This is a genomic window from Streptomyces sp. NPDC087901, assembly GCF_044742205.1.
Taxonomy (GTDB): domain Bacteria; phylum Actinomycetota; class Actinomycetes; order Streptomycetales; family Streptomycetaceae; genus Streptomyces.
Genome location: NZ_JBIUUC010000005.1, coordinates 256,710 through 277,170 on the forward strand (window position 1 = coordinate 256,710; position 20,461 = coordinate 277,170).

Genomic DNA, 20,461 nt, shown 5'->3' on the forward strand with positions numbered 1-20,461 from the left:
TTACCGGTCACCGGCCCAGCGCCGCCATCGCGGCGTTGTGGCCGGGGACCCCGCTCACCCCTCCGCCGCGCACCGCGCCCGCCCCGCAGAGCAGGACGTTGGCGTGCGCGGTCTCCACGCCCCAGCGGCCGGTCTCCGGGGTGGCGTACGGGAAGGCGAGGTCCCGGTGGAAGATGTGGCCGCCGGGCAGCCGCAGGTCCTGTTCGAGGTCGAGCGGTGTCTTCGCCTCGATGCACGGCGCGCCGTCCGCGTCGAGCGCCAGACAGTCCGCGAGCGGCTCCTCCAGATGGGCGTCGAGCTCGGCGAGCGTGGCCTTGAGCAGGGTGGCGCGGGTGGCGTCGTTGTCCGCGGCGAACAGGCGCGCCGGGGTGTGCAGGCCGAACAGGGTCAGGGTCTGGTAGCCGCGGGCGGCGAGATCCGCGCCGAGGATCGAGGGGTCCGTGAGCGAGTGGCAGTAGATCTCCGAGGGCGGGGCGGCGGGCAGCCGGCCCGCCGCCGCGTCCCGGTAGGCGTCGCCGAGTTGTCCGTACCCCTCGGCGATGTGGAAGGTTCCGGCGAACGCCTGGCGCGGGTCCACGGAGTGGTCGCGCAGCCGGGGCAGCCGGGTGAGCAGCATGTTCACCTTCAGCTGTGCGCCTTCGGCGGGCGGCGGCGGCTCCTCGCCGAGGAGAGCGGCCAGCGCCTGCGGCGAGGCGTTGACCAGGACACGGCGCGCGCCGACGGTGGGCTCACCGCTGTCCGTCCGCACCGTCACCTCGGCGTGCGACCCGTCGGTGTCGATGCGGATCGCCTCGTGCCCGGTCCGGATCTGCGCACCGGCGGCGAGCGCGGCCCCCGCGAGGGCATCGGTGAGCGCGCCCATGCCGCCGACCGGGACGTCCCAGTCGCCGGTGCCTCCGCCGATCACGTGGTAGAGGAAGCAGCGGTTCTGGAGCAGTGAGGCATCGTGCGCGTCGGCGAAGGTGCCGATCAGGGCGTCGGTGAGCACGACGCCCCGGACGAGGTCGTCGTCGAAGTTCTCCTCGACGGCGACACCGATGGGTTCCTCGAACAGCATCCGCCAGGCGTCCGCGTCGCCGATCCGCTCCCGCAGCGCGTCGCGGGTGGGCAACGGCTCGGTGAGCGTGGGGAAGATCCGCTCGGCGAGCTGCCCGGTGAGTCCGTAGAACCGCTGCCACGCCTCGTACTCCCGGTCCGATCCGGTGAGCGCGGCGAAGGAGTCGCGGGTGCGGTCGCCGCCGACGAGCAGCCCGGTGGCACGCCCCTCACGGACGGCCGGGGTGTACGAGGAGACGGTCCGTTTGCGTACGGCGAAGTCCAGGCCGAGATCGCGGACGATCTTCTGCGGGAGCAGTGACACGAGATAGGAGTAGCGCGACAGCCGGGCGTCGACCCCGGCGAAGGGGCGGGTCGAGACTGCCGCTCCGCCGGTGGTGGCCAGCCGTTCCAGGACCAGGACCGACTGTCCTGCGCGGGCGAGGTAGGCGGCGGCGACCAGGCCGTTGTGGCCGCCGCCCACGATCACTGCGTCATAGCTGTCTCGTACGGGCATGCCCCTTGGTAACACGGACACGCGGCCCGGACCAGAGGTCCCGCCGGGACACCCCCTCTGCCGGTCGGTCTCAGTGCTGCGGGATGCCACGCTGCTGTCGCAGCGCCGCCACCTGCCGGTAGAGCTCGACGGCCTCCGGGCCCCTGCCGAGCTGTTCGAGGCAGTGCGCCTCGTCATTGCGGCCGGAGAGCGTGTCGGGGTGGTCGGCCCCCAGAATCCGGGTGCGGGCCTCGGCGACCTGCCGGTACACCTTGAGAGCCTCGGCCCAGCGCCCCAGCCAGCCGAGGCCGACGGCGACCTCGCGGCGGCTCACCAGGGTGTCGGGGTGGTCGGCGCCCAGAACACGCTCGCGGTGCGCGCACACCTCGTGGGATTCGGCCAGCGCCTCCTCCCAGCGGGCCAGCCGGCCCAGGTTGACGCCCAGCCCGTGGCGGGCGCGAAGGGTCTCGGGGTCGGCGGGGCCACTGACCCTGGTCCGGTCGTCGACGAGCCCGCGGTAGAGCTCCAGGGCCTCGGCGCTGCGGCCCAGCCGGCCGAGGCTGATCCCCACCTCGTAGCGGGCCGCGAGGGTGTCCGGGTGGTCGGCGCCCAGGACCCGCGACCGGGCCTGGACGACCTCCGTGTAGGTCTGCAGGGCCTCCGTCCAGCGGCCGAGCCGGCCCAGGGTGTAGCCGACCTCGTAGCGGGTGACGAGGGTGTCGGGGTGGGCGGCGCCGAGGAGCCGGGCGCGCGCTGTCGCCACGTCCCGGGCCATGGCGTACGACTCCTCGAGCCGGCCGAGCCTGCTGAGGTTGAACGCGAGATTGTGGCGGCAGCGCAGGGTGTCGGGGTGGTCGGCCCCCATGGAGCGTTCCCGGGAGGCCAGGACGGCGGCGTACAGCTGGTGGGCCTCGAAGTGACGGCCGAGCCGGCCCAGTACGTAACCCATCTCCTGGCGGGCCGCGAGGGTGTCCGGGTGGTCGGGGCCCAGGGTGCGTTCGCGGCCCTGGGCCACCCGGTCGAACTCCCGCAGCGCGTCAGCCGCGTGTCCGGTCCGGCTGAGGGTGAACCCCACCTCGTACCGGCTGGCGAGCGTGTCGGGGTGATCGGTGCCCAGGGCGCTCTCGCGTTCGGCGGCGACCGCCCGGTGGACCTCGTGCGCCTCGTCCCAGTGGCCGAGCCGGCCGAGGTTGAGGCCGGCACTGTGCCGGTTGGCGAGCGTCGAGAGGAGCCCCGGGTCCGGGGTGGGCCGCTCGGCCCCGGCCGGCCCGCTGAGGCCGGTGGTCCATGCGCCGGTCAGACCCGCCGAATGGTCGAACGAATCCGGCGGTACGGTCACGCTGCGCGTCACCTTGTGACCCGTGGTCATCCCACGGGTCCAGGCGGGCAGGCGGGGTGCGGATGCGGCGGGTCCGCCGGGATGCTCGACCAGGGCGGGCGGTGCGAGCAGCACCCGCCCGGTCGGTTCCAGGTGCGGCTGTTCGCCGGTGCGGCCGACCGCGATGCGGCGGCGCAGGTCGCCCGCGTCGGCCGGCCGCTGGTCCGGGGCCTTGGCCAGCAGTTCCAGGACGACACGGTCGAAGAACCCGGGCAGCTCCGCGCGGTGGGTCCGCAGGGGTTCGGGCGGGGTGTCGCGGTGCCCGACGAGCACACCCCAGGCGTCGTCGAGGTCGAACGGCGGGACGCCCGTGGCGATCTCGTACAGCACGCAGCCCAGCGAGTAGAGGTCGCTGCGGTGGTCGACCTGGCCGCCGCTGATCTGCTCCGGCGACATGTAGTGCGGGGTGCCCATGGCGATGCCGACACCGGTGAGGCGGGAGGTGACCGAGATGTCGTGGCCGAGCCTGGCGATGCCGAAGTCGCAGATCTTCACCGTCCCGTCGGCCAGCCGCATGATGTTGGCAGGCTTGAGGTCGCGGTGGACGATGCCCTGCTGGTGGGTGTAGCCGAGGGCGTCGGCGACCTGCTCGGCGATGTCCACGACGTCGTCGACGGGCAGCGGGTGCTGCTTGTTGTCCTCCAGGAGCTGGCTCAGGTTGCGGCCGTCCAGGAGCTCCATCACCAGATAGAGCACGCCCTCGTGTTCACCGAAGTCGTGGACGACGGTGACGCCCCGGTGCTGGAGGGCGGCGGCGACCCGGCCCTCCCGGCGGAAGCGCTCGCGCAGGATGCGGGTGAAGTCCTGGTCGTGCTGCGGCCCCATCGGCTTGAGACATTTGACGGCGACCTGTCGGCCGAGCGATTCGTCGCGGGCACGCCACACCTCGCCCATGCCGCCGCGCCCGATCAGATCGAGCAGTCGGTACCGGCTCTGGATCAGCCTGGTTTCCGCCATCCCTGCTGTCGCCCCCGTCGCTCCGCCTACTGTTGCTGCGCCCTCCCCGGCCCGTCCAGTATGGCTGCCTGCCTTTTCAGTTTGTACGGGGTGGGGCGGCTACCGGGTCCGAGTCGCGCCATCGCGTTCACAATGTGACCGGGCGGGAGTTGCCAGCGCAGCTTCGACGGAATGGTGCGCAGGACGGTTCCGGTGGTGCGCAGGCGGCGGTCGACGGTGGCCGCCGGCGGTGCGGGTCTGCCGTACAGCTCGTGCGCGTACGGCGGCAGCGACTGGTAGGCGAGTGTCGCGACGCGCCGCCAGAGCACGGCGCGCGCCGGCAGGAGCAGCGGGTGGACCGGTGGCCGGCGCAGGAAGTCGTCGACGTCCGACGCCTCGGGCGAGGAGGCGAGCTGGGGCCGGACCCGCTCGAAGTAGGCGGCCAGTTGCGCAGCCGTCGCAGGAACGCCGGCCGGGTCAAGACCGACGAGGCGGGCGCTGGTGCGGTGTTCGTCGACGTACCGGTCGGCCTGCGCGTCGGTGAGCGGGTAGCCGGAGCGCCGCTCGACCTGGAGGTAGGAGTCGACCTCGGCGCAGTGCACCCACAACAGCAGGTCCGGTTCGCCGACTCCGTAGGTCTCGCCGGTCAGCGGGTCGGTGACTTCGAGGAGCCGGTGGATCCTGCGGACCCGGGCGCCGGCCTTCTCCGCGGCTTCGGTGGTGCCGTAGGTGATCGTCCCGACGAAGCCCGCCGTGCGCATCAGCCGGCCCCAGGCGTCCTTGCGGAAGTCGGAGTTCTGCATGACGCCGCGCACCGCGCGCGGATGGAGCGCCTGGAGGTACAGGGCGCGTACGCCGGCGACCCACATCATCGGGTCGCCGTGCATCTGCCAGGTGACCGATGCGGGCCCGAAGAGCCCGGGGTCGGCGTCCGTCATGAGCTCGTACCTCCTGCTGGGCGGCGTACCGGCGCTCACGCGGTGCTCAGCGGCGTACCCGCGGCATCCCGAGGCCGATCCACGAGATGATCTCCCGCTGGATCTCATTGTTGCCGCCGCCGAAGGTGAAGATGACGGCGGACCGGTATCCGCGTTCGAGCTCGCCGTGCAGGACGGCGCCCGCCGAGCCCTCCTTCAGCGGTCCCGCCGAGCCGACGACCTCCATGAGCCAGGCGTAGGCGTCGCGACGCGCCTCGGAGCCGTAGACCTTGACGGCGGAGGCGTCCTGCGGGGTGAGGGTGGCGTGCTGGACGGCTGACACCATCTGCCAGTTCAGGAGTTTCATCGCGTCGAGCCGGGTGTGCGTGCGGGCGAGGCGGGCGCGGACCCAGCCGAGGTCGATCACACGGCGGCCGTCGGCGAGGCGGGTGTCGGCGGCCCAGCGCCGGACGTTGTGCAGGGCCCGGATGGCCATGGTGCCGTGGGCGGCGAGGGTGACGCGTTCGTGGTTGAGCTGGTTGGTGATGAGCCGCCAGCCCTTGTTCTCCTCACCGACCCGGCGGGAGACAGGAACACGGATGTTCTCGTAGTAGCTGGCCGTGGTGTCGTGCGAGGCGAGGGTGTTGATGAGGGTGCAGGAGTAGCCGGGGTCGGACGTCGGGACGAGGAGCATGGTGATGCCCTTGTGGGGCGGGGCGTCCGGATCGGTGCGGGCGGCGAGCCAGACCCAGTCCGCGGTGTCGCCGTTGGTCGTCCAGATCTTCTGCCCGTTGACGACGTACGTGTCGCCGTCGCGCACCGCCCGGGTCTTGAGGGCGGCAAGGTCGGTGCCCGCGTCGGGTTCGCTGTAGCCGATCGCGAAGTCGATCTCCCCGGCAAGGACCTTCGGCAGGAAGTAGGCCTTCTGCTCGTCGGTGCCGAACTGCATGATCGTCGGGCCGACGGTGTTCAGGGCCATCAGCGGCAACGGGACGCCCGCCTGGGCCGCCTCGTCGAAGAAGATGAACTGTTCCATCGGGGACAGGCCGCGGCCGCCGTACTCCGTGGGCCAGCCGACGCCGAGCCAGCCGTCGGTACCCAGACGTCTGATCGTCTCCCGGTAGAAGCGCTTCTGCGCGGCGGGGTCGGCGTAGCGCGCGTAGGCGTTGTCGGGGACCAGGGACGCGAAGTACGTATGCAGCTCATTGCGCAACTGCTGCTGTTCAGGCGTGTATTCGAGGTGCACGGCCCCTCCAGGAGTCTCGCTTCGCGTCGCCCGTGTGCGGCGGCGCACACAGTAGAACGTGTTGCAAGAATCCGGAAGGGGCGCGAGCACCCGGGGCGTGCCCCTCAGCGCTTGACTGCGCGCAGCACGACGAATTTGGGGTCGCCGGCCACTGTGGTGCAGTTGCCGAAGATCCGGCGCAACTGGGTGTGGTAGGCGAGGTGCCGGTTGCCCACCACCCACAGTTCGCCGCCCTGACGCAGCGCGGCGCGGGCCCCGTGGAACATGTTCCGGGCGGTCGCGTCCGTGGTGGCCTGGTGCGAGTGGAACGGCGGGTTGCACAGGACGAGGTCCGCTCCGGCGGGCTCGGCTCCGGCCAGCCCGTCGCCGACCACGAACCGGGCTTCGGCGTCCGGCCCCGCGTTGACCCGGAAGGTCGCCTCAGCCGAGGCCAGTGCCTGGTAGGACTCGTCGACGAAGGTGAGTTCGGCCTCGGGGTTGGCGAGCGCGGCGGCCAGGCCGAGGACCCCGTTGCCGCAGCCGAGGTCGACGACCCGGTCGGGTCCGCTGCGCACCGGCAGGTGCTTCAGGAGGAATCGGGTACCGATGTCGAGCCGCTCCGCGCAGAAGATCCCGGCGTGGTTGACGACGGTCCGGCCGGCGACCGTCCCGACGTCGTCGGGCAGGTCGTAGTGGTAGGGCCAGGGGCTGGGGGTGCGGGCGAGGGAGGGGTCCGGCGTGCAGTGGATGAGCCGGGCCTTCTTGACCGCGAGCGAGGTGCGGGTGGGGCCGATGATCCGCTCGAACAGTTTGAGGGTGGAGGTGTGGATCTCCTTCACCATGCCGGTGCCGATGACGACGGTGCCGGCATGGACGGCGGGGGCGAGCCGGTGCAGCTGGTCCTCCAGGAACGCCAGACTCTTGGGCACACGGACGAGCAGCACGTCGATACGGTCCGGCGGTGCGTCACGGGCGGACAGCAGGTGTACGGCATCGGGGCCGGCCCCGTTGCGCTCCAGATTCGCCGCCGTCGCCCGCTGCGCGAGGTAGGAGTCGGTGATCTGTGCGGGGCGGTGCGCGGCCAGCACTGTGCTCAGCGCGCCCCAGCGGTCGCCGACGATCACGACACGTCCGGAGAGGCCGACCGGCTCGGCACCGTCGGCCCCCTCCAGATGCCGGAGCAGATATTCGTCGGCCGCGTCCCAGGCCTGGAACGGGTCGCGGGGGTTCTCGGGGAATCGGGCGAGGTCGTAACCAGCCCCTGACGTCGTCAAACGGTTCATATTGCGTTCAGGCTATCCGAGCAGCGCCGTACGCCCGCACAATCTGCGGCACCCGGGGCTCCGGCCGCACGCCGACGTACGCCCGCACAGCCTGCGGCCGCCGCGCCACCATGCCGCACCGCCGCACCGCCACCGCGGCCGGGCGCACCGGGCCGCCGGCATCCGCCGGTGGCCGCGGCGGACGCCCGGCTGCGGGTGACTACGGCAGCTGCTTCTCGATGGCCGCCCGGCCCTCCCTGGCCAGCCGGCGCTCCGCCCACTCGAGATTCCGGGGTGTCAGGTCCCGCCCGGAGGCAAGGACCACGTCCTCCGCCGACGGATTGTCGCTGGCACCGGTGTGCAGAAGGCTGTCGGGGGTCACGCCCCGTACGGATATGGATTCGGGCTCGTCGCTCATGCCGCCTCCTCGTCCTTGCGGCAATTCTCGCCCCGCACCGACGGCGGCGCATCCGAGGCCTGCCGAGACGCCCGTGGCAGCCCGGCACCGGCCCTCACTTGATCTGCACATGATAAGTACGCAGGGTTCACACCTTGGTCACGGTGCGTGTGGAAGGCTCCCGCTGACCACCTAGTAACACGACCACCGCGGAGCCGCCCCCCACCCTGTGACGGCGCCGCGGTGCCCGTATTTCCGGAGAGGACACCCCACATGTCCCGTCGTCACCTTTCCTGCCGGCGCCCGCTGCTGGCCACGTTCGCCGCCTTCGCGGTGCTCGCCGGCACCGCGGCCGCCGCGCCGGCCGCGACACCACCGGCCCCGGCGGCATCGGCCACCCCGCTCGGCGCACTGGACGACACGTACTACCAGGACGCGCTCGGCAAAACCGGCACCGACCTCAAGGGCGCCCTGCACACGATCATCAGCGACCAGTCCAAGCTCACCTACAGCCAGGTCTGGGACGCGCTGAAGAGCACCGACCAGGACCCGGCCAACTCCTCCAACGTGATCCTCCTGTACACCGGACGCTCCGAGCCCAAGAGCGACAACGGCGGCAACGTCGGCCAGTGGAACCGGGAGCACGTCTGGGCCAAGTCCCACGGCGACTTCGGCACGGCCACGGGCCCCGGCACCGACATCCACCATCTGCGCCCGGAGGACGTCTCGGTCAACTCCACCCGCGGCAACAAGGACTTCGACAACGGCGGCACCGAGCTGAGCGCGGCGCCCGGCAACTACACCGACAGCGACTCCTTCGAACCGCGCGACGCCGTCAAGGGCGATGTGGCCCGCATGATCCTCTACATGGCGGTGCGTTACGAGGGCGACGACTCCTTCGCCGACCTCGAACCCAACGACAGCGTGTCGAACGGCTCCGCACCGAACATCGGCAGGCTCTCCGTACTGAAGACGTGGAGCGAGCAGGACCCGCCGGACACCTTCGAACAGCGGCGCAACGACGTCATATTCGACCAGTACCAGCACAACCGGAACCCGTTCATCGACCACCCCGAGTGGGTGGAATCCATCTGGTGAACGGACCGTCCTGACGCACCTCCCCAAAAATAGCGACACTCCGGCACGAACTGCCCAGTTACCCCAAATGGGGTGATTTACTGCGCAACGTCTTGCCTACTGCGCTGGGGAGCGTGTTTCAGATGAGTCCTTCCGCCCTGCCGTCACCCGTCCCGTCCCGGAGTCAACACCCCGACATCGAGGTGGCATCGCGGCGGGCCGCACCTCGGGCGGCGGTAAACGGGACTCCGACCGGTGTACCTGTCACGTCGTCGGGCGAGCTGCCCGACGACGTGACCATCGGCGCACAGACGGCGCAGGCCGTGGGAATGACCGGAGCGGTGGGCCGGACCCTGGTCTGCGCCGACGCCTCCGGCTCTCCCGTAGTCCTGTACGGAGTCGGTGACCCGGATGCGCTCGACGCGTCCGCGCTGCGTGACGCGGTGGCCTCCTACGCCCATGCCGCACAAGCCGCGCGCCTTGAACTGGCCCTGCCCGAGGGGCCGCTGCTGACGCCCGAGGCGGCGGCGCAGGCTGCCGTCGAGGGTGTCCTGCTCGCCCGGTACGGGTACGAGCCGCTCAAGGCCACGCCCTCCGTGACGCCCGTGACTTCACTGACCCTGCTGGTGGACGACGCGTCCGTCGAGGCGGCCCGGCGCGGGGCGGAGCGCGGCCTGGTCTATGCCCGGGCCACTGCGCTGGCCCGGGATCTGGCGAACGCCCCGCCCAACATGCTGACCGCCGCAGGGATGGCCGAGTGCGCGGCCCGGCTGGCCGCCGAGTCCGGGTTCCGGGTCGAGATCTTCGACAAGGAAGCGCTCACCGAGCTGGGCTGCGGCGGACTCCTCGGCGTCAACGCGGGCAGCGCCGAGCCGCCCCGCATGATCAAGCTGAGCTACGCCCCCGCGGACCCCGCCGCCCCGCGCCTGACGCTGGTCGGCAAGGGCATCATGTACGACTCCGGCGGCATCAGCCTCAAGCCGAGCGACGCGGTCCACGCGACGATGAAGAACGACATGTCGGGTGCGGGCGCGATCCTGGCGGCGATGACCGCCCTGCCGCCGCTGGAGTGCCCGACGGCGGTCACCGCGTACCTGATGTGCACGGACAACATGCCGTCCGGCACGGCGACGAAGCTCGGGGACGTGCTGTCCATCCGCGGAGGCACCACGGTGGAGGTGCTCAACACCGACGCCGAGGGCCGTCTCGTGATGGCTGACGCGCTGGTGCTCGCCACCGAGGAACCCACCGACGCCATCGTCGACATCGCCACCCTGACGGGAGCCTGCCTGCGGGCCCTGGGCGCCGAGATCGCCGGTGTCTTCGGTAACGACCAGCCCCTGGTCACCCAGGTCCTCGCGGCCGCCCGGGACACCGGCGAGCCCGCCTGGCAGCTGCCGCTGGCCCGCCGCTACCGCGCCGAACTCGACTCGGACGTCGCCGACATCAAGAACATGGGCGGTCCCAACGGCGCGGCCATCCACGCGGCGCTCTTCCTGGAGGACTTCGTGGCCGGTGTCCCCTGGGCCCACATCGACATCGCCGGTCCGGCGCAGAACGACAAGGCGGACTCCTGGCGGCCCCGCGGCTGCACCGGCTTCGGCGCGCGACTGCTCACCGAGCTGGCGCTCAACTTCCGTCCGGTGAGGAACAGCTGACATGAGCACTGTCTCCGGCAACGACGCCGCCGCCACCGAACGGACCCGCTCGCAGCGCGTACTCGACGGCATCGAGCGCATCGGCAACAAGGTCCCGCACCCGGCCGTCATCTTCCTCGTCCTGTGCGGTCTGGTCATCGTCCTCTCGGCGATCCTGTCCGCCCTGGACGTCTCCGTCACCTACGAGACCACTGTCCCGGAACCGATCGTCGCGGAGGAGACCTACAACGGCGGGACCAACGAACCGTCGATCGAGTACCCGCCCTCGGAGCTGTACGTCCACGACTACAGCGTCAAGACCGAGACGACAGGCATCGAGTCCCTGCTGACGGGTGACGGAATCCGCTTCATCTTCACCTCGGCCGTCGACAACTTCAACAACTTCGGCGTCGTCGCCGTCATCCTCGTCGCCATGGTCGGCGTCGGTCTCGCCGAGGAGGCGGGACTGATCGGCGCACTGATCCGCAAGTTGGTGAAGGTGGCCCCCGCGGGTGCGCTGACCTTCATCATCGTGCTGCTCGGCATCATCTCCAGCGTCGCGTCGGACGCCGGCTACCTGGTCCTGATCCCGCTGGGCGCGGTGGCGTTCATGAGTGTGGGCCGGCATCCGCTCGCCGGACTCGCCGCCGCCTTCGCCGGTGTCGGTGCCACCTTCGGTGTCAACTTCCTCATCACCCCCACCGACGGCATCGTCACCGAGGTCACCAACGAGGCCATCCACCTGGTCAACCCCGATCTGTCGATCGACCTCACGGCCAATCTCTACTTCGGGATCGGTTCGTCGATCTTCCTCGCGCTGGTGATCACCTTCGTCTCCGACAAGATCATCGAACCCCGGCTCGGGAAGTTCGAGGGCACGGTGGAGCAGGAGCACACCCAGGAGACGGACGGCGGTCCCGAGGGCGAGGCCAGGGGGCTGAGGTTCGCCGCACTCGGCTTCTTCGCGGTGGCCCTGCTGATCGTGCTGCTGACCGCGCTGCCGAACGCTCCGCTGCGCAACCCCGACACCGGCAGCGTCTTCGACGACTCACCATTCATGGACAGCCTGATCTTCATCATCATGCTGCTCTTCCTGGTGGCCGGCCTCTGCTACGGCTACGGGGCCAGGACGCTGCGGGGCAGCGCCGCCGCGATGGAGGCCATCACCAAGACGTTCGCCGGTCTCGGCGGGCTGATCTTCCTGCTGCTGATCATCGCCCAGTTCATCTCGTACTTCAATTACAGCAACATGGCGACCGTCGCGGCCGTGAAGATGTCCGACGCGCTGGAGAGCTCGAACGTCGGGCCTCTGTGGCTGCTGGTCGGGCTGATCGTCGTGACGATCATTCTCGACATCATCATCCCGGGCGTGATCCCCAAGTGGGCCATCTTCGCCCCGGTGTTCGTGCCGCTGTTCATCCGGCTCGACGTGGCACCGCAGACGGTCCTCGCCGCCTACCGGGTCGGTGACTCCCCCGTCAACGTCGTCACCCCGCTCATGGTGTACCTGCCGTTCATCGTGCTGCTGGTGCAGAAGTACAAGAAGGAGGCCGGCATGGGCACGGTGGTGTCGCTGATGCTGCCGTACACACTGATCGTCGCCGTCGCATGGATCCTGTTCTTCGTCGCCTGGTACCTGCTCGGCATCCCCCTGGGGCCCGGCGCTCCGGTGGAGACCTGACAGGAATGAGTGATGCCACCCTGTCCCTGACGGTCCTGGGCGTGGTGATCGTCCTCTTCGTCTGGAACCGGCTGCCCGTCGAGGTCGTCGCGCTCGGCTCGGCGATCGCGCTGTACGCGACCGGGGTCATCTCTGCCGAGCAGGTCTTCTCCGGGTTCGGTGACCCCGTCGTCCTGTTCATCGCCGGCCTGTTCGTCGTCAGCACGGGGCTGACGGCGGCCGGGGTCACCACCTGGGCCGGGCAGCAGCTGGCGGCCCGGGCAGGGAGCGGGCCCCGGCGGCTGCTGGTGCTCACGATGGTGCTGGCCGCCGCCATCTCCGCCCTGATCACGGTCAACGGGGCCGTCGCGGCGCTGTTGCCGATGGTGGTGATGCTCGCGGTACGGAGCAAGCTGCCGCCGTCCCGTCTGGTGATGCCGCTGGCGTTCGCCGCTCACGCGGGATCGCTGCTGGTGCTCACGGGAACCCCGATCAATGTGCTCGTCTCGGAAGCGGCGGCCGACGCCGGCGCCGACGGTTTCGGATTCTTCTCCTTCGCCCTCGTCGGGGTGCCACTGGTGGCGGGCACGGTGGCCGTCGCCGTCCTGTTCGGCGACCGGCTGCTGCCCCGCCGTACACCCAGCAGCCTGCCGCCGGACCTCAGCAGGCACGCACGGACGATGGTCAGTCACTACGGTCTGGAACAGGACGCCGTCCGGCTGCTCGTACCGCCGGGGTCGACAGCGCTCGGCAGTACGGCCGACACGCTGGCGGCGGCGGCACCGCCGAAGCTGACCATCGTCGGTGTGGTCGCAGCGTCCGGCTCACCGCGCGGCAATGTGCCCCTGCGGGCCGACGACGTGCTGATCGCGCACGGTCCGCCGGAAGCCGTCGAGGAGTTCGGCGAACGGTTCGGGCTGAAACCGCTGGCCGGCCCCGTCCGCCCGTACCTGGTCGGGGCCCTGGTCGACCAGGAGCTGGGCGTGGCGGAGACGGTGATCAGCCCGCGCTCCGCGCTCATCGGCGCGGAGGTCTTCCCCGGGATGGCGACCGACAGCGGCGACCTCGTCATCCTGGCCGTCCAGCGCAAGGGGCACGACCTCGGGCCGGAACCCTGCGTGCTCGCCGCCGGGGACACCCTGCTGCTGCGCGGTCCGTGGCAGGCGTTGAAGCGCCGCACGGAGCTGTCCGCGGACGTGCTGGTGGTCGACTCCCCCGCGGAGGTGCGGCGCCAGGTGCCGACACTGGGCGCGGACGGACGGCGCGCCATCCTCTCGCTCGTCGCGATGGTGGGTCTGCTCGCGTCCGGCGCGGTACCGCCCGCGGTGGCGGCCCTGCTCGCGGGTGGCGCCATGATCCTGATGCGGGTGCTGTCGATGGCCGACGCGTACGACGGCGTCGCCTGGACCACGCTCGTCATCGCGGGCGGCATGTTCCCGATGTCGGCGGCCATCCAGCAGTCGGGCGCCGCCGACCGCATCGCCGACCTCGTGGTGTCGGCCGCTGGCGGCAACGGCTATCTGCTGCTCGCCGGACTCTTCCTGGTGACCGCGGTGCTCGGTCAGCTGATCAGCAACATGGCGACCGCGCTGATCGTGATCCCGATCGCCGTCTCCGCGGCGGCCGATGTCGGGATCTCCGTCCGGCCCGTGCTGATGTGTGTCGCCGTCGCCGCGGCGGCCGCGCTGCTCACCCCGGTGGCGACACCCGCCAACCTGATGGTGATGGGGCCGGGCGGCTACCGCTTCGGCGACTACTGGAAGTTCGGGCTGCCCGTGCTGCTCTGGTTCATGGCGGTGGCCCTGCTCGTCGTGCCGCTGGTCTGGCCCCTGTAGGGCGGTTCAGCCCGCGGCCGTCTCCGTGCACCAGGCCACGGCCTCCTCGCGGGAGGCGAAGCAGCGCGGAGCCCCGGCCTCGTCGCCCGGCTCCCGCAGGCGGCCGTCCGGGTCGGCCACGGCGGCGCGCCTGCCGTCGGCGGTGAGCCGGGCCAGTCCGCTGCGAAGCATCGCCCGGGCCACGGTGTCGATGTCCGTCACCCTCAGCAGGTCGAGCACCACGGCGACGGATCGTCCGGGCTCCGCCTCGTCGAGTGCGTGCAGTACGCGCTCCGCCGCGGTGAAGTCCAGAGCGCCCTGGGCCGCGACGACCGCCACCCGTTCACGGCGGGCGCGCTCCCGTTCGCCCGCCGGAGCGGTCGGCAGGTCGTCGGCGGTCGTGACCAGTGTGACGGTGGAGCCCGCCAGTGCCGGGTTGTGCATGAGATGCAGACCGAGCCGTTGCGAGAGCGTCCCGATCGCCAGGTGTCCGCGCACGGAGGTACCGGTCGGGTCGAGCAGTGGGCTGTACGTCGCCAGTCCGAACCGTGCGGGCCCTGCGGCGATCACACCGCCGGACACCCCGCTCTTGGCCGGCAGCCCCACTCTGAGCAGCCAGTCGCCCGAGGCGTCGTACATGCCGCAGGTCGCCATCACGGCGAGCACCTGGGCGGCTACGGGCTCGGGCACCACCCTGTCCCCGGTGAGCGGATTGACGCCGCCGTGCGCCAGCGTCGCCGCCATGGCGGCGAGATCCAGGGCTGTGACCCGTACCGCGCACTGGCGGAAGTACGTCTCCACCGCAGCCACCGGGTCCACCGGCAGGGGCCCGGTGCTGCGGATGAGATAGGCGAGGGCGCGATTGCGGTCCCCGGTGGCCGCCTCGGACGCGTACACCTCCTCGTCGACGTCGAGCCGCCGGCCGGCGAACCGGCTCAGGCAGTCGAGGATGCGTCCGAACCTCGGTGCGCCGGGAGTGTCGGGGATCAGGGCGGTGGTGACGATGGCGCCCGCGTTGACCATGGCGTTGGCCGGGCGACCGGTGGCGCGTTCCAGGCTGATGGCGTTGAACGCCTCGCCGCTGGGCTCGGCGTTCACCCAGCGGGACACCTCGTCGAGGCCAAGGAGCGACAGGGCCAGGGCGTAGACGAAGGGCTTCGACACGGACTGGACGGTGAACGGCACATCGGCATCGCCCGTGCTGTACCGGTGACCGTCCATGCTGATCAGGGCCAGCCCGAAGGCGCCCGGGTCGGCGAGCGCCAGTTGCGGAATGTAGTCGGCGAGTTCGCCGTCGTCGACGTCGGCGTACCTGATGTGCAGGTCTCGCAGTGCGTCCGTGACCGCACCGGTGGCGGCGCTCACCGTGGTCCCGGCCGTCAGCTGCGCTCGGCCTGGGCGATCCGGGGGAACGACTTCACGCCGGCGGCCTTGCGGCTGTTGGCGTGCTGGCTGACCGTCCGGTTCGGCGGGGCGTCGGCGAAGCCGAGCACCACGGAGTCGAGCACCTTTCCGGACGCGTCCACGAATTCCACGCGCACAGCGTAGAAGGCAGCCTCGTCGGTGCGGTTGCTCACCCGTACGAGGGCGCTGCGGAACTGTTCCTCCGCCGCGACCGGGAGACCGGTGACGGAGACGTCCTCGACGGCGTTGCCCTTCCCCTCGACGCCCTTGAGCGTCGCCACAGCCTTCTGCCGGTTGCGTTCCACATCGGCGGAGACCGAGGCCGCGAAGTCCTCCTGGGTGCGCTGGCTCTCGGTGGCCGTCGGGGACGCGGCCGGCTCCGCGGACAGCGTGCGGGTGCTTTTGGCCGTGCCCTGTGACGAGGTGTCGGAGCTGTCGCAGGCCGCGGTTCCGGCGACGATCACCGCGGCGAGCGCGATGGGGGTCAGGCTGCGGACTGCGCGGCCGCCGAGGGCTCGCCGCACGGGACTGGTCTGGTTCACGGACGCTCCGTCTGCTCGGAAGTACGAAAGGAGGTGGGGGCCAGTGGGGTGAGGCCCGGTCGCGGGGCGGGCTCCCGGGAGGTCATGCCGCGTCGTCGCCGAAGATGTCGCGGAGCCGTTCCTCGCTCCGGGTGTCCAGATTGCTGTGGAGCAGTTCGGCTCCACCGCCCGGGAGCGCGTCGCTGATCCGGTCGGGCACCTCGTTCATGGTGAGCAGGAACAGGGCCGAAGTGCCGGGAGTGATCTTCTCCTTGACCTCGGCGATGAAGTCGTCGTCGATGCCGACGTCGGCCAGCTTGCCGCCGAGCGCTCCGGCGGCCGCGCCGATGGCGGCGCCCAGCAGCGGCATCAGGAAGATGAGCCCGAAGAGCATGCCCCAGAAGGTGCCGCTCAGGGCGCCCGCGCCGACAAGGTTGAGCAGCTGCTTCGTGCGCGGCTTGGCGCGGTCGGCGGGCCAGTTCACGACGGCGGCGTCCAGGATCTTGATCAGCCCCTCCTTCTGAAGGGACTTCAGCGTCGTCTCCACCTCCTCGGCGCCTTCGGCCGACTGGAACTTCCACACGGTGAGCGTGGACATCGCGCATACCTCCCGAGCCCGGAATGACCAATTCGCCCATATTAGGATCAAACGGTATGAATTGACTCGTTGAATCACCCGCTCCGCACGTGCAGTGCGGAGCAAGTCCCCCGGGAGCGAACTGATGGATACGGATGCCCTGACCGCCGGCCTGCTGCAAGAACTCCGCGCGGCCAAGCCCTATCCGGCCCTTTCCCTGACCATGCCGACCCATCGGCGCGCCCCGGACAACGCCCAGGACGCAGTACGGCTGCGCAACCTGGTCTCCGAGGCCGGCAACCGGCTCGACGCCGACCCCGGGGTCACCCGTGAGGTGCGCGCCGCGGTCAAGCAGCAGCTCGACCGGGCGGTCGCGGAGGTCGATCCGCGCCGGGCCCTGGACGCGCTGGTGGTCCTCGCGACGGCGGACGAGTACCAGATCTGGCAGTTGCCGCGCACCGCACCCGAACGGGTGATCCTCAGCGACACCTACCTGACCCGCAACCTGGTCGCCGCGAAGGCCCAGGCACAGCCGTTCTGGGCACTCACCGTGTCGGCGGACCACGCCACCCTGTTCAGCGGTACGTCCGACGCCGCACACGAGGAACACATCGGCGGCTTCCCGCTGACGGCTCCGCGCGAGGCGCCCAACCCGCAGCGCGAGGAGCGGATCGGCGACACCCCGAGCACCTTCAGCGACGAGGAGACCCGGCAGTTCCTTCGCACGGTGGACGAGAAGCTGCGCGGGGTGCTGGCCACCGATCCGCGCCCGCTCTACCTGGTGGGCCTCGCTCCGGCGCTCGCGATGCTCGACGAGGTCGGCGAGAGCGCCAAGGGTTCGGCCGGCCGGGTCACCAAGGGCGCACCGGCCGACACCACGCCCAGCGATCTGCTGACCGAACTGCGGCCCGCGCTGGAGGCCCGGCAGAAGCGGTTCGCCGCGGAGATCGACGGCAAGCTGGACGAGGCCCGCGGGCGGCGCGCCTTCGCGGGCGGCCTCGACGAGGTATGGGCCGCCGTACGGGAGGGACGCGCAGGTCTGGTGGCGGTGGAGGAGCACCACCAGCAGACGGTCCGGGTCGACCAGGAGCACCTGGTGCCGGTCAGCGGGGAGGCCGCGGACCCGGCGGACGAGAAGGTCCGCGAGGACATCGTCGACGAGTTGGTCGAGGCGGCGCTGGACAGCGGCGCCGACGTCGTGTTCGTCACGGACGACTCGCTCAAGGAGCACGGCCGGATCGCGGCGGCACTGCGCTACTGAGCAGTGGCTACGGCCCGGCCTCTTTTGTCACACTGGAGAGGTCACCGGGCCGTATCGCCGAGAGGAGAACGTGTCATGCCACGCGGATCGAATCCGAAGCGGGAACGGCAGTACGAGCACATCAAGGAGAGCGCCCAGGAGCGCGGCGTCGGCGAGGACCGGGCCGAGGAGATCGCCGCCCGGACGGTCAACAAGGCGCGCGCCCGCGCAGGTGAGTCGCGGACCGCGAGCCGTACGTCGACCGAGGACATCTCCTCCTCGCGGCGCGGCGGGCTGCGCTCGCACAGCGGTGCGCAGGGCCCCACCCGCGACCAGCTCTACGAAGAGGCGAAGCACAAGAACGTCAAGGGCCGTTCATCGATGACGAAGGCGGAGCTGGCCCGCGCGGTCGGCCGCTGACCCGCGCACGGCGGAGGCCCGGACGGATGAACCGTCCGGGCCTCCGCCGTGCGCTCACCCCTCCCAGGTCCAGTCGGCCACCTCCGGCAGGTCCGTGCCGTGTTCGCGGATCCAGTCGTGGTGGCGGGTCCGGGTGTCGGCCATCGCCTGACGCACCGCCACCGCGCGGACGCCCAGACCCGGGACACGGTCGATGACGTCCATGACGAGGCGGTAACGGTCGAGGTCGTTGCGGACCACCATGTCGAAGGGCGTGGTGGTCGTGCCCTCCTCCTTGTATCCCCTGACATGCAACTGGGCGTGGCCGGTGCGGCGGTAGGCCAGCCGGTGGATCAGCCAGGGATAGCCGTGATAGGCGAAGATCACCGGCTTGTCGCGGGTGAAGAGGGCGTCGTACTCGGAGTCCGGCATCCCGTGCGGATGCTCCCCGTGCGGCATGAGCCGGGCCATGTCGACGACGTTCACCACCCGCACGGACAGCTCCGGCAGGTGACGCCGCAGCAGACCGGCGGCTGCCAGGGTCTCCAGGGTGGGTACGTCCCCGGCACAGGCGAGCACCACATCGGGTTCGCGACTGCCGTCCTCGGTGCCCGCCCATTCCCAGACGCCCGCTCCGCGCGCGCAGTGTGCACGGGCCTGGTCGAGGGTGAGCCAGTCGAAGCTCGGCTGCTTGCCGGCCACGATCACGTTCACGTAGTCGCGGCTGCGCAGCGCATGGTCGGCCACGGACAGCAGGGTGTTCGCGTCCGGCGGCAGATAGACGCGTACGACCTCGGGGCTCTTGTTCAGGATGTGGTCGACGAAGCCCGGGTCCTGATGCGAGAAGCCGTTGTGGTCCTGGCGCCACACGTGCGAGGTGAGCAGGTAGTTGAGGGAGGCGATGGGGCGACGCCAGGGCAGCCGCCTGGAGGTCCGCAGCCACTTGATGTGCTGGTTGACCATCGAGTCGACGATATGGGCGAACGCCTCGTAGCAGGAGAACAGGCCGTGGCGGCCGGTGAGGAGGTACCCCTCCAGCCAGCCCTGGCACAGGTGCTCGGAGAGGACCTCCATGACACGGCCGTCCCGGGCGAGATGCTCGTCGGTCGGAAGCGTCCCCGCCTGCCAGGCCTTTCCGGTGGCCTCGTACAGGGCGTCGAGGCGGTTGGACGCCGTCTCGTCGGGCCCGACGACCCGGAAGTCGCGCCGGTCGGCGGTGGCCGCCATGACGGCCTCCAGCAGGCCGCCGAGGACCCGGGTCGGTTCATGGAGAGCGGCCCCGGGCCTGTCCACCCGGACGGCGTGCTCATCGAGGGGCGGCACCGGCAGATCGCGCAGGAGCAGCCCGCCGTTGGCGTACGGAGTGGCGCCGAGCCGCGCCGTTCCCTCGGGCACGCAGGCGAGGACCTGGTCCGAGGGGCCTCCCGTGGCGTCGAAGAGTTCCTCGGGCCGGTAGGAGCGCAGCCAGCGCTCCAGCTGTCGCAGGTGCCCTGGGTTGTCGCGGACCCCGGGCAGCGGGACCTGGTGGGCGCGCCAGGTGCCCTCGACGGGCACTCCGTCGACCTCGGCGGGTCCGGTCCACCCCTTCGGGGTACGCAGCACGATCATCGGCCAGCGGGGGCGTCCGGTGTCACCACCGGTCCGGGCGGCGGCCTGGAGCTCCCGGATGCGGTCGACGGCGCTGTCCATCGCGGCGGCCATCGCCCGGTGCACCGTGAGGGGGTCGTCCCCCGCCACGTACAGGGGTTCGTGTCCGTAGCCGCGCAGCAGGGCGTCGAGTTCCGTCTCCGGGAGGCGGGCGAGGACGGTCGGGTTGGCGATCTTGTAGCCGTTGAGGTGGAGGACCGGAAGGACGGCTCCGTCGTGGACGGGATCGAGGAACTTGTTGGCGTGCCAGGAGGCGGCGAGCGGCCCGGTCTCCGCCTCGCCGTCTCCGATGACACAGGTGACCAGCAGGTCCGGGTGGTCGAGTGCGGCGCCGTAGGCATGGGCGAGGGCGTAGCCCAGTTCACCGCCCTCGTGGATGGAGCCGGGTGTCTCCGGCGCGACGTGGCTGGGGACGCCGCCGGGGAAGGAGAACTGCTTGAACAGCAGGCCCATGCCCGCTGCGTCCCGGCTGACGTCGGGGTACGTCTGGGAGTAGCTGCCCTCCAGCCAGGAGTTGGCGAGGACGGCTGGGCCTCCGTGTCCGGGGCCCCAGACGCACAGCGCGGGGGTGCCGCGCGATTTGATCACGCGGTTGAGGTGCGTGTACACGAGGTTGAGCCCCGGCGAGGTGCCCCAGTGGCCGAGGAGCCGGGGCTTGATGTCCTCGGGGACGAGCGGTCGGGTCAGCAGCGGATTGGCCATCAGGTAGATCTGTCCGACGGCCAGGTAGTTGGCGGCCCGCCAGTGCGCGTCGAGCGCGGCGATCTCCTCTTCGGTCGGGCCGGTCGTCGCTGAGGACGGCGGGGCGTCGCTCATGGTCACCTCTCTGCGGGCGTGTG

Annotated in this window: 16 protein-coding genes; 6 read left to right on the forward strand and 10 right to left on the reverse strand. The window is 71.0% G+C overall.

The genetic code is table 11. The annotated features are described in order from the left end of the window. Window positions 1-7 precede the first annotated feature (7 nt). The 6 genes from ACIOEW_RS18340 to ACIOEW_RS18365 all read right to left on the reverse strand — a co-directional run bounded on the left by ACIOEW_RS18340 (window position 8) and on the right by ACIOEW_RS18365 (window position 7,667). Window positions 8-1,552, reverse strand: coding sequence for a phytoene desaturase family protein (locus ACIOEW_RS18340; RefSeq protein WP_401964643.1), 1,545 nt, complete (start codon window positions 1,550-1,552; stop codon window positions 8-10). Between the two features lie 70 nt (window positions 1,553-1,622). Then, on the reverse strand, window positions 1,623-3,866 hold the full coding sequence (locus ACIOEW_RS18345) for a tetratricopeptide repeat protein (protein WP_401964644.1): 2,244 nt from the start codon (window positions 3,864-3,866) through the stop codon (window positions 1,623-1,625). Window positions 3,867-3,892: 26 nt separating this feature from the next. Further along, window positions 3,893-4,783 carry an oxygenase MpaB family protein gene (locus ACIOEW_RS18350; protein WP_362545692.1) on the reverse strand — a complete coding sequence of 297 codons (891 nt, stop codon included), beginning with the start codon at window positions 4,781-4,783 and terminating at the stop codon, window positions 3,893-3,895. A gap of 46 nt (window positions 4,784-4,829) precedes the next feature. Beyond that, the gene (locus ACIOEW_RS18355) at window positions 4,830-6,008 is read right to left on the reverse strand and encodes an acyl-CoA dehydrogenase family protein (protein WP_401964645.1); all 1,179 of its coding nucleotides are present in this window, start codon (window positions 6,006-6,008) and stop codon (window positions 4,830-4,832) included. A 104-nt stretch (window positions 6,009-6,112) separates the two neighbouring features. Continuing rightward, on the reverse strand, window positions 6,113-7,270 hold the full coding sequence (locus ACIOEW_RS18360; protein WP_401964647.1) for a methyltransferase: 1,158 nt from the start codon (window positions 7,268-7,270) through the stop codon (window positions 6,113-6,115). Window positions 7,271-7,469: 199 nt separating this feature from the next. Beyond that, on the reverse strand, window positions 7,470-7,667 hold the full coding sequence (locus tag ACIOEW_RS18365; protein WP_362545683.1) for a hypothetical protein: 198 nt from the start codon (window positions 7,665-7,667) through the stop codon (window positions 7,470-7,472). A 252-nt stretch (window positions 7,668-7,919) separates the two neighbouring features. On the opposite strand from ACIOEW_RS18365, the gene ACIOEW_RS18370 reads away from it, so the two are divergent. The 4 genes from ACIOEW_RS18370 to ACIOEW_RS18385 all read left to right on the forward strand — a co-directional run bounded on the left by ACIOEW_RS18370 (window position 7,920) and on the right by ACIOEW_RS18385 (window position 13,855). Further along, entirely contained in the window at window positions 7,920-8,744 is an 825-nt protein-coding gene (locus ACIOEW_RS18370) for an endonuclease (protein WP_362545680.1), read from the forward strand. 272 nt (window positions 8,745-9,016) lie between these two features. Next, entirely contained in the window at window positions 9,017-10,381 is a 1,365-nt protein-coding gene (locus ACIOEW_RS18375; RefSeq protein WP_401964649.1) for a leucyl aminopeptidase, read from the forward strand. 1 nt (window position 10,382) lies between these two features. Then, window positions 10,383-12,041, forward strand: coding sequence for an AbgT family transporter (locus ACIOEW_RS18380; RefSeq protein ID WP_401964650.1), 1,659 nt, complete (start codon window positions 10,383-10,385; stop codon window positions 12,039-12,041). Window positions 12,042-12,046: 5 nt separating this feature from the next. Further along, complete coding sequence (locus ACIOEW_RS18385) at window positions 12,047-13,855, forward strand: SLC13 family permease (protein ID WP_401964651.1); 1,809 nt, start codon at window positions 12,047-12,049, stop codon at window positions 13,853-13,855. 6 nt (window positions 13,856-13,861) lie between these two features. On the opposite strand, the gene glsA is transcribed toward ACIOEW_RS18385, so the two are convergent. The 3 genes from glsA to ACIOEW_RS18400 all read right to left on the reverse strand — a co-directional run bounded on the left by glsA (window position 13,862) and on the right by ACIOEW_RS18400 (window position 16,357). Beyond that, window positions 13,862-15,199 (reverse strand): glutaminase A, encoded by a 1,338-nt coding sequence (glsA, locus tag ACIOEW_RS18390; RefSeq protein ID WP_401964652.1) that lies wholly within the window; start codon window positions 15,197-15,199, stop codon window positions 13,862-13,864. A 14-nt stretch (window positions 15,200-15,213) separates the two neighbouring features. Then, window positions 15,214-15,780, reverse strand: coding sequence for a hypothetical protein (locus ACIOEW_RS18395; RefSeq protein WP_401964653.1), 567 nt, complete (start codon window positions 15,778-15,780; stop codon window positions 15,214-15,216). 82 nt (window positions 15,781-15,862) lie between these two features. Further along, on the reverse strand, window positions 15,863-16,357 hold the full coding sequence (locus ACIOEW_RS18400) for a DUF1269 domain-containing protein (RefSeq protein ID WP_401964654.1): 495 nt from the start codon (window positions 16,355-16,357) through the stop codon (window positions 15,863-15,865). A 124-nt stretch (window positions 16,358-16,481) separates the two neighbouring features. Between ACIOEW_RS18400 and ACIOEW_RS18405 the strand changes: the two genes are divergently transcribed. Together ACIOEW_RS18405 and ACIOEW_RS18410 are read left to right on the forward strand one after the other, a co-directional pair. Further along, window positions 16,482-17,597, forward strand: coding sequence for a chemotaxis protein (locus ACIOEW_RS18405; RefSeq protein WP_401964655.1), 1,116 nt, complete (start codon window positions 16,482-16,484; stop codon window positions 17,595-17,597). 75 nt (window positions 17,598-17,672) lie between these two features. After that, complete coding sequence (locus tag ACIOEW_RS18410; protein ID WP_362545656.1) at window positions 17,673-17,996, forward strand: plasmid stabilization protein; 324 nt, start codon at window positions 17,673-17,675, stop codon at window positions 17,994-17,996. A 54-nt stretch (window positions 17,997-18,050) separates the two neighbouring features. Here the strand turns inward: ACIOEW_RS18410 and ACIOEW_RS18415 are convergent, their stop codons facing one another. Further along, window positions 18,051-20,438 (reverse strand): phosphoketolase family protein, encoded by a 2,388-nt coding sequence (locus ACIOEW_RS18415; protein WP_362545653.1) that lies wholly within the window; start codon window positions 20,436-20,438, stop codon window positions 18,051-18,053. Window positions 20,439-20,461 lie beyond the last annotated feature (23 nt).

Coding starts and splice junctions, on each gene's coding strand:
- ACIOEW_RS18340 (WP_401964643.1), bottom strand. CDS start 1,552: ATGCCCGTACGAGACAGCTATGACGCAGTGATCGTGGGCGGCGGCCAC.
- ACIOEW_RS18345 (WP_401964644.1), bottom strand. CDS start 3,866: ATGGCGGAAACCAGGCTGATCCAGAGCCGGTACCGACTGCTCGATCTG.
- ACIOEW_RS18350 (WP_362545692.1), bottom strand. CDS start 4,783: ATGACGGACGCCGACCCCGGGCTCTTCGGGCCCGCATCGGTCACCTGG.
- ACIOEW_RS18360 (WP_401964647.1), bottom strand. CDS start 7,270: ATGAACCGTTTGACGACGTCAGGGGCTGGTTACGACCTCGCCCGATTC.
- ACIOEW_RS18365 (WP_362545683.1), bottom strand. CDS start 7,667: ATGAGCGACGAGCCCGAATCCATATCCGTACGGGGCGTGACCCCCGAC.
- ACIOEW_RS18370 (WP_362545680.1), top strand. CDS start 7,920: ATGTCCCGTCGTCACCTTTCCTGCCGGCGCCCGCTGCTGGCCACGTTC.
- ACIOEW_RS18380 (WP_401964650.1), top strand. CDS start 10,383: ATGAGCACTGTCTCCGGCAACGACGCCGCCGCCACCGAACGGACCCGC.
- ACIOEW_RS18385 (WP_401964651.1), top strand. CDS start 12,047: ATGAGTGATGCCACCCTGTCCCTGACGGTCCTGGGCGTGGTGATCGTC.
- ACIOEW_RS18400 (WP_401964654.1), bottom strand. CDS start 16,357: ATGTCCACGCTCACCGTGTGGAAGTTCCAGTCGGCCGAAGGCGCCGAG.
- ACIOEW_RS18405 (WP_401964655.1), top strand. CDS start 16,482: ATGGATACGGATGCCCTGACCGCCGGCCTGCTGCAAGAACTCCGCGCG.
- ACIOEW_RS18410 (WP_362545656.1), top strand. CDS start 17,673: ATGCCACGCGGATCGAATCCGAAGCGGGAACGGCAGTACGAGCACATC.
- ACIOEW_RS18415 (WP_362545653.1), bottom strand. CDS start 20,438: ATGAGCGACGCCCCGCCGTCCTCAGCGACGACCGGCCCGACCGAAGAG.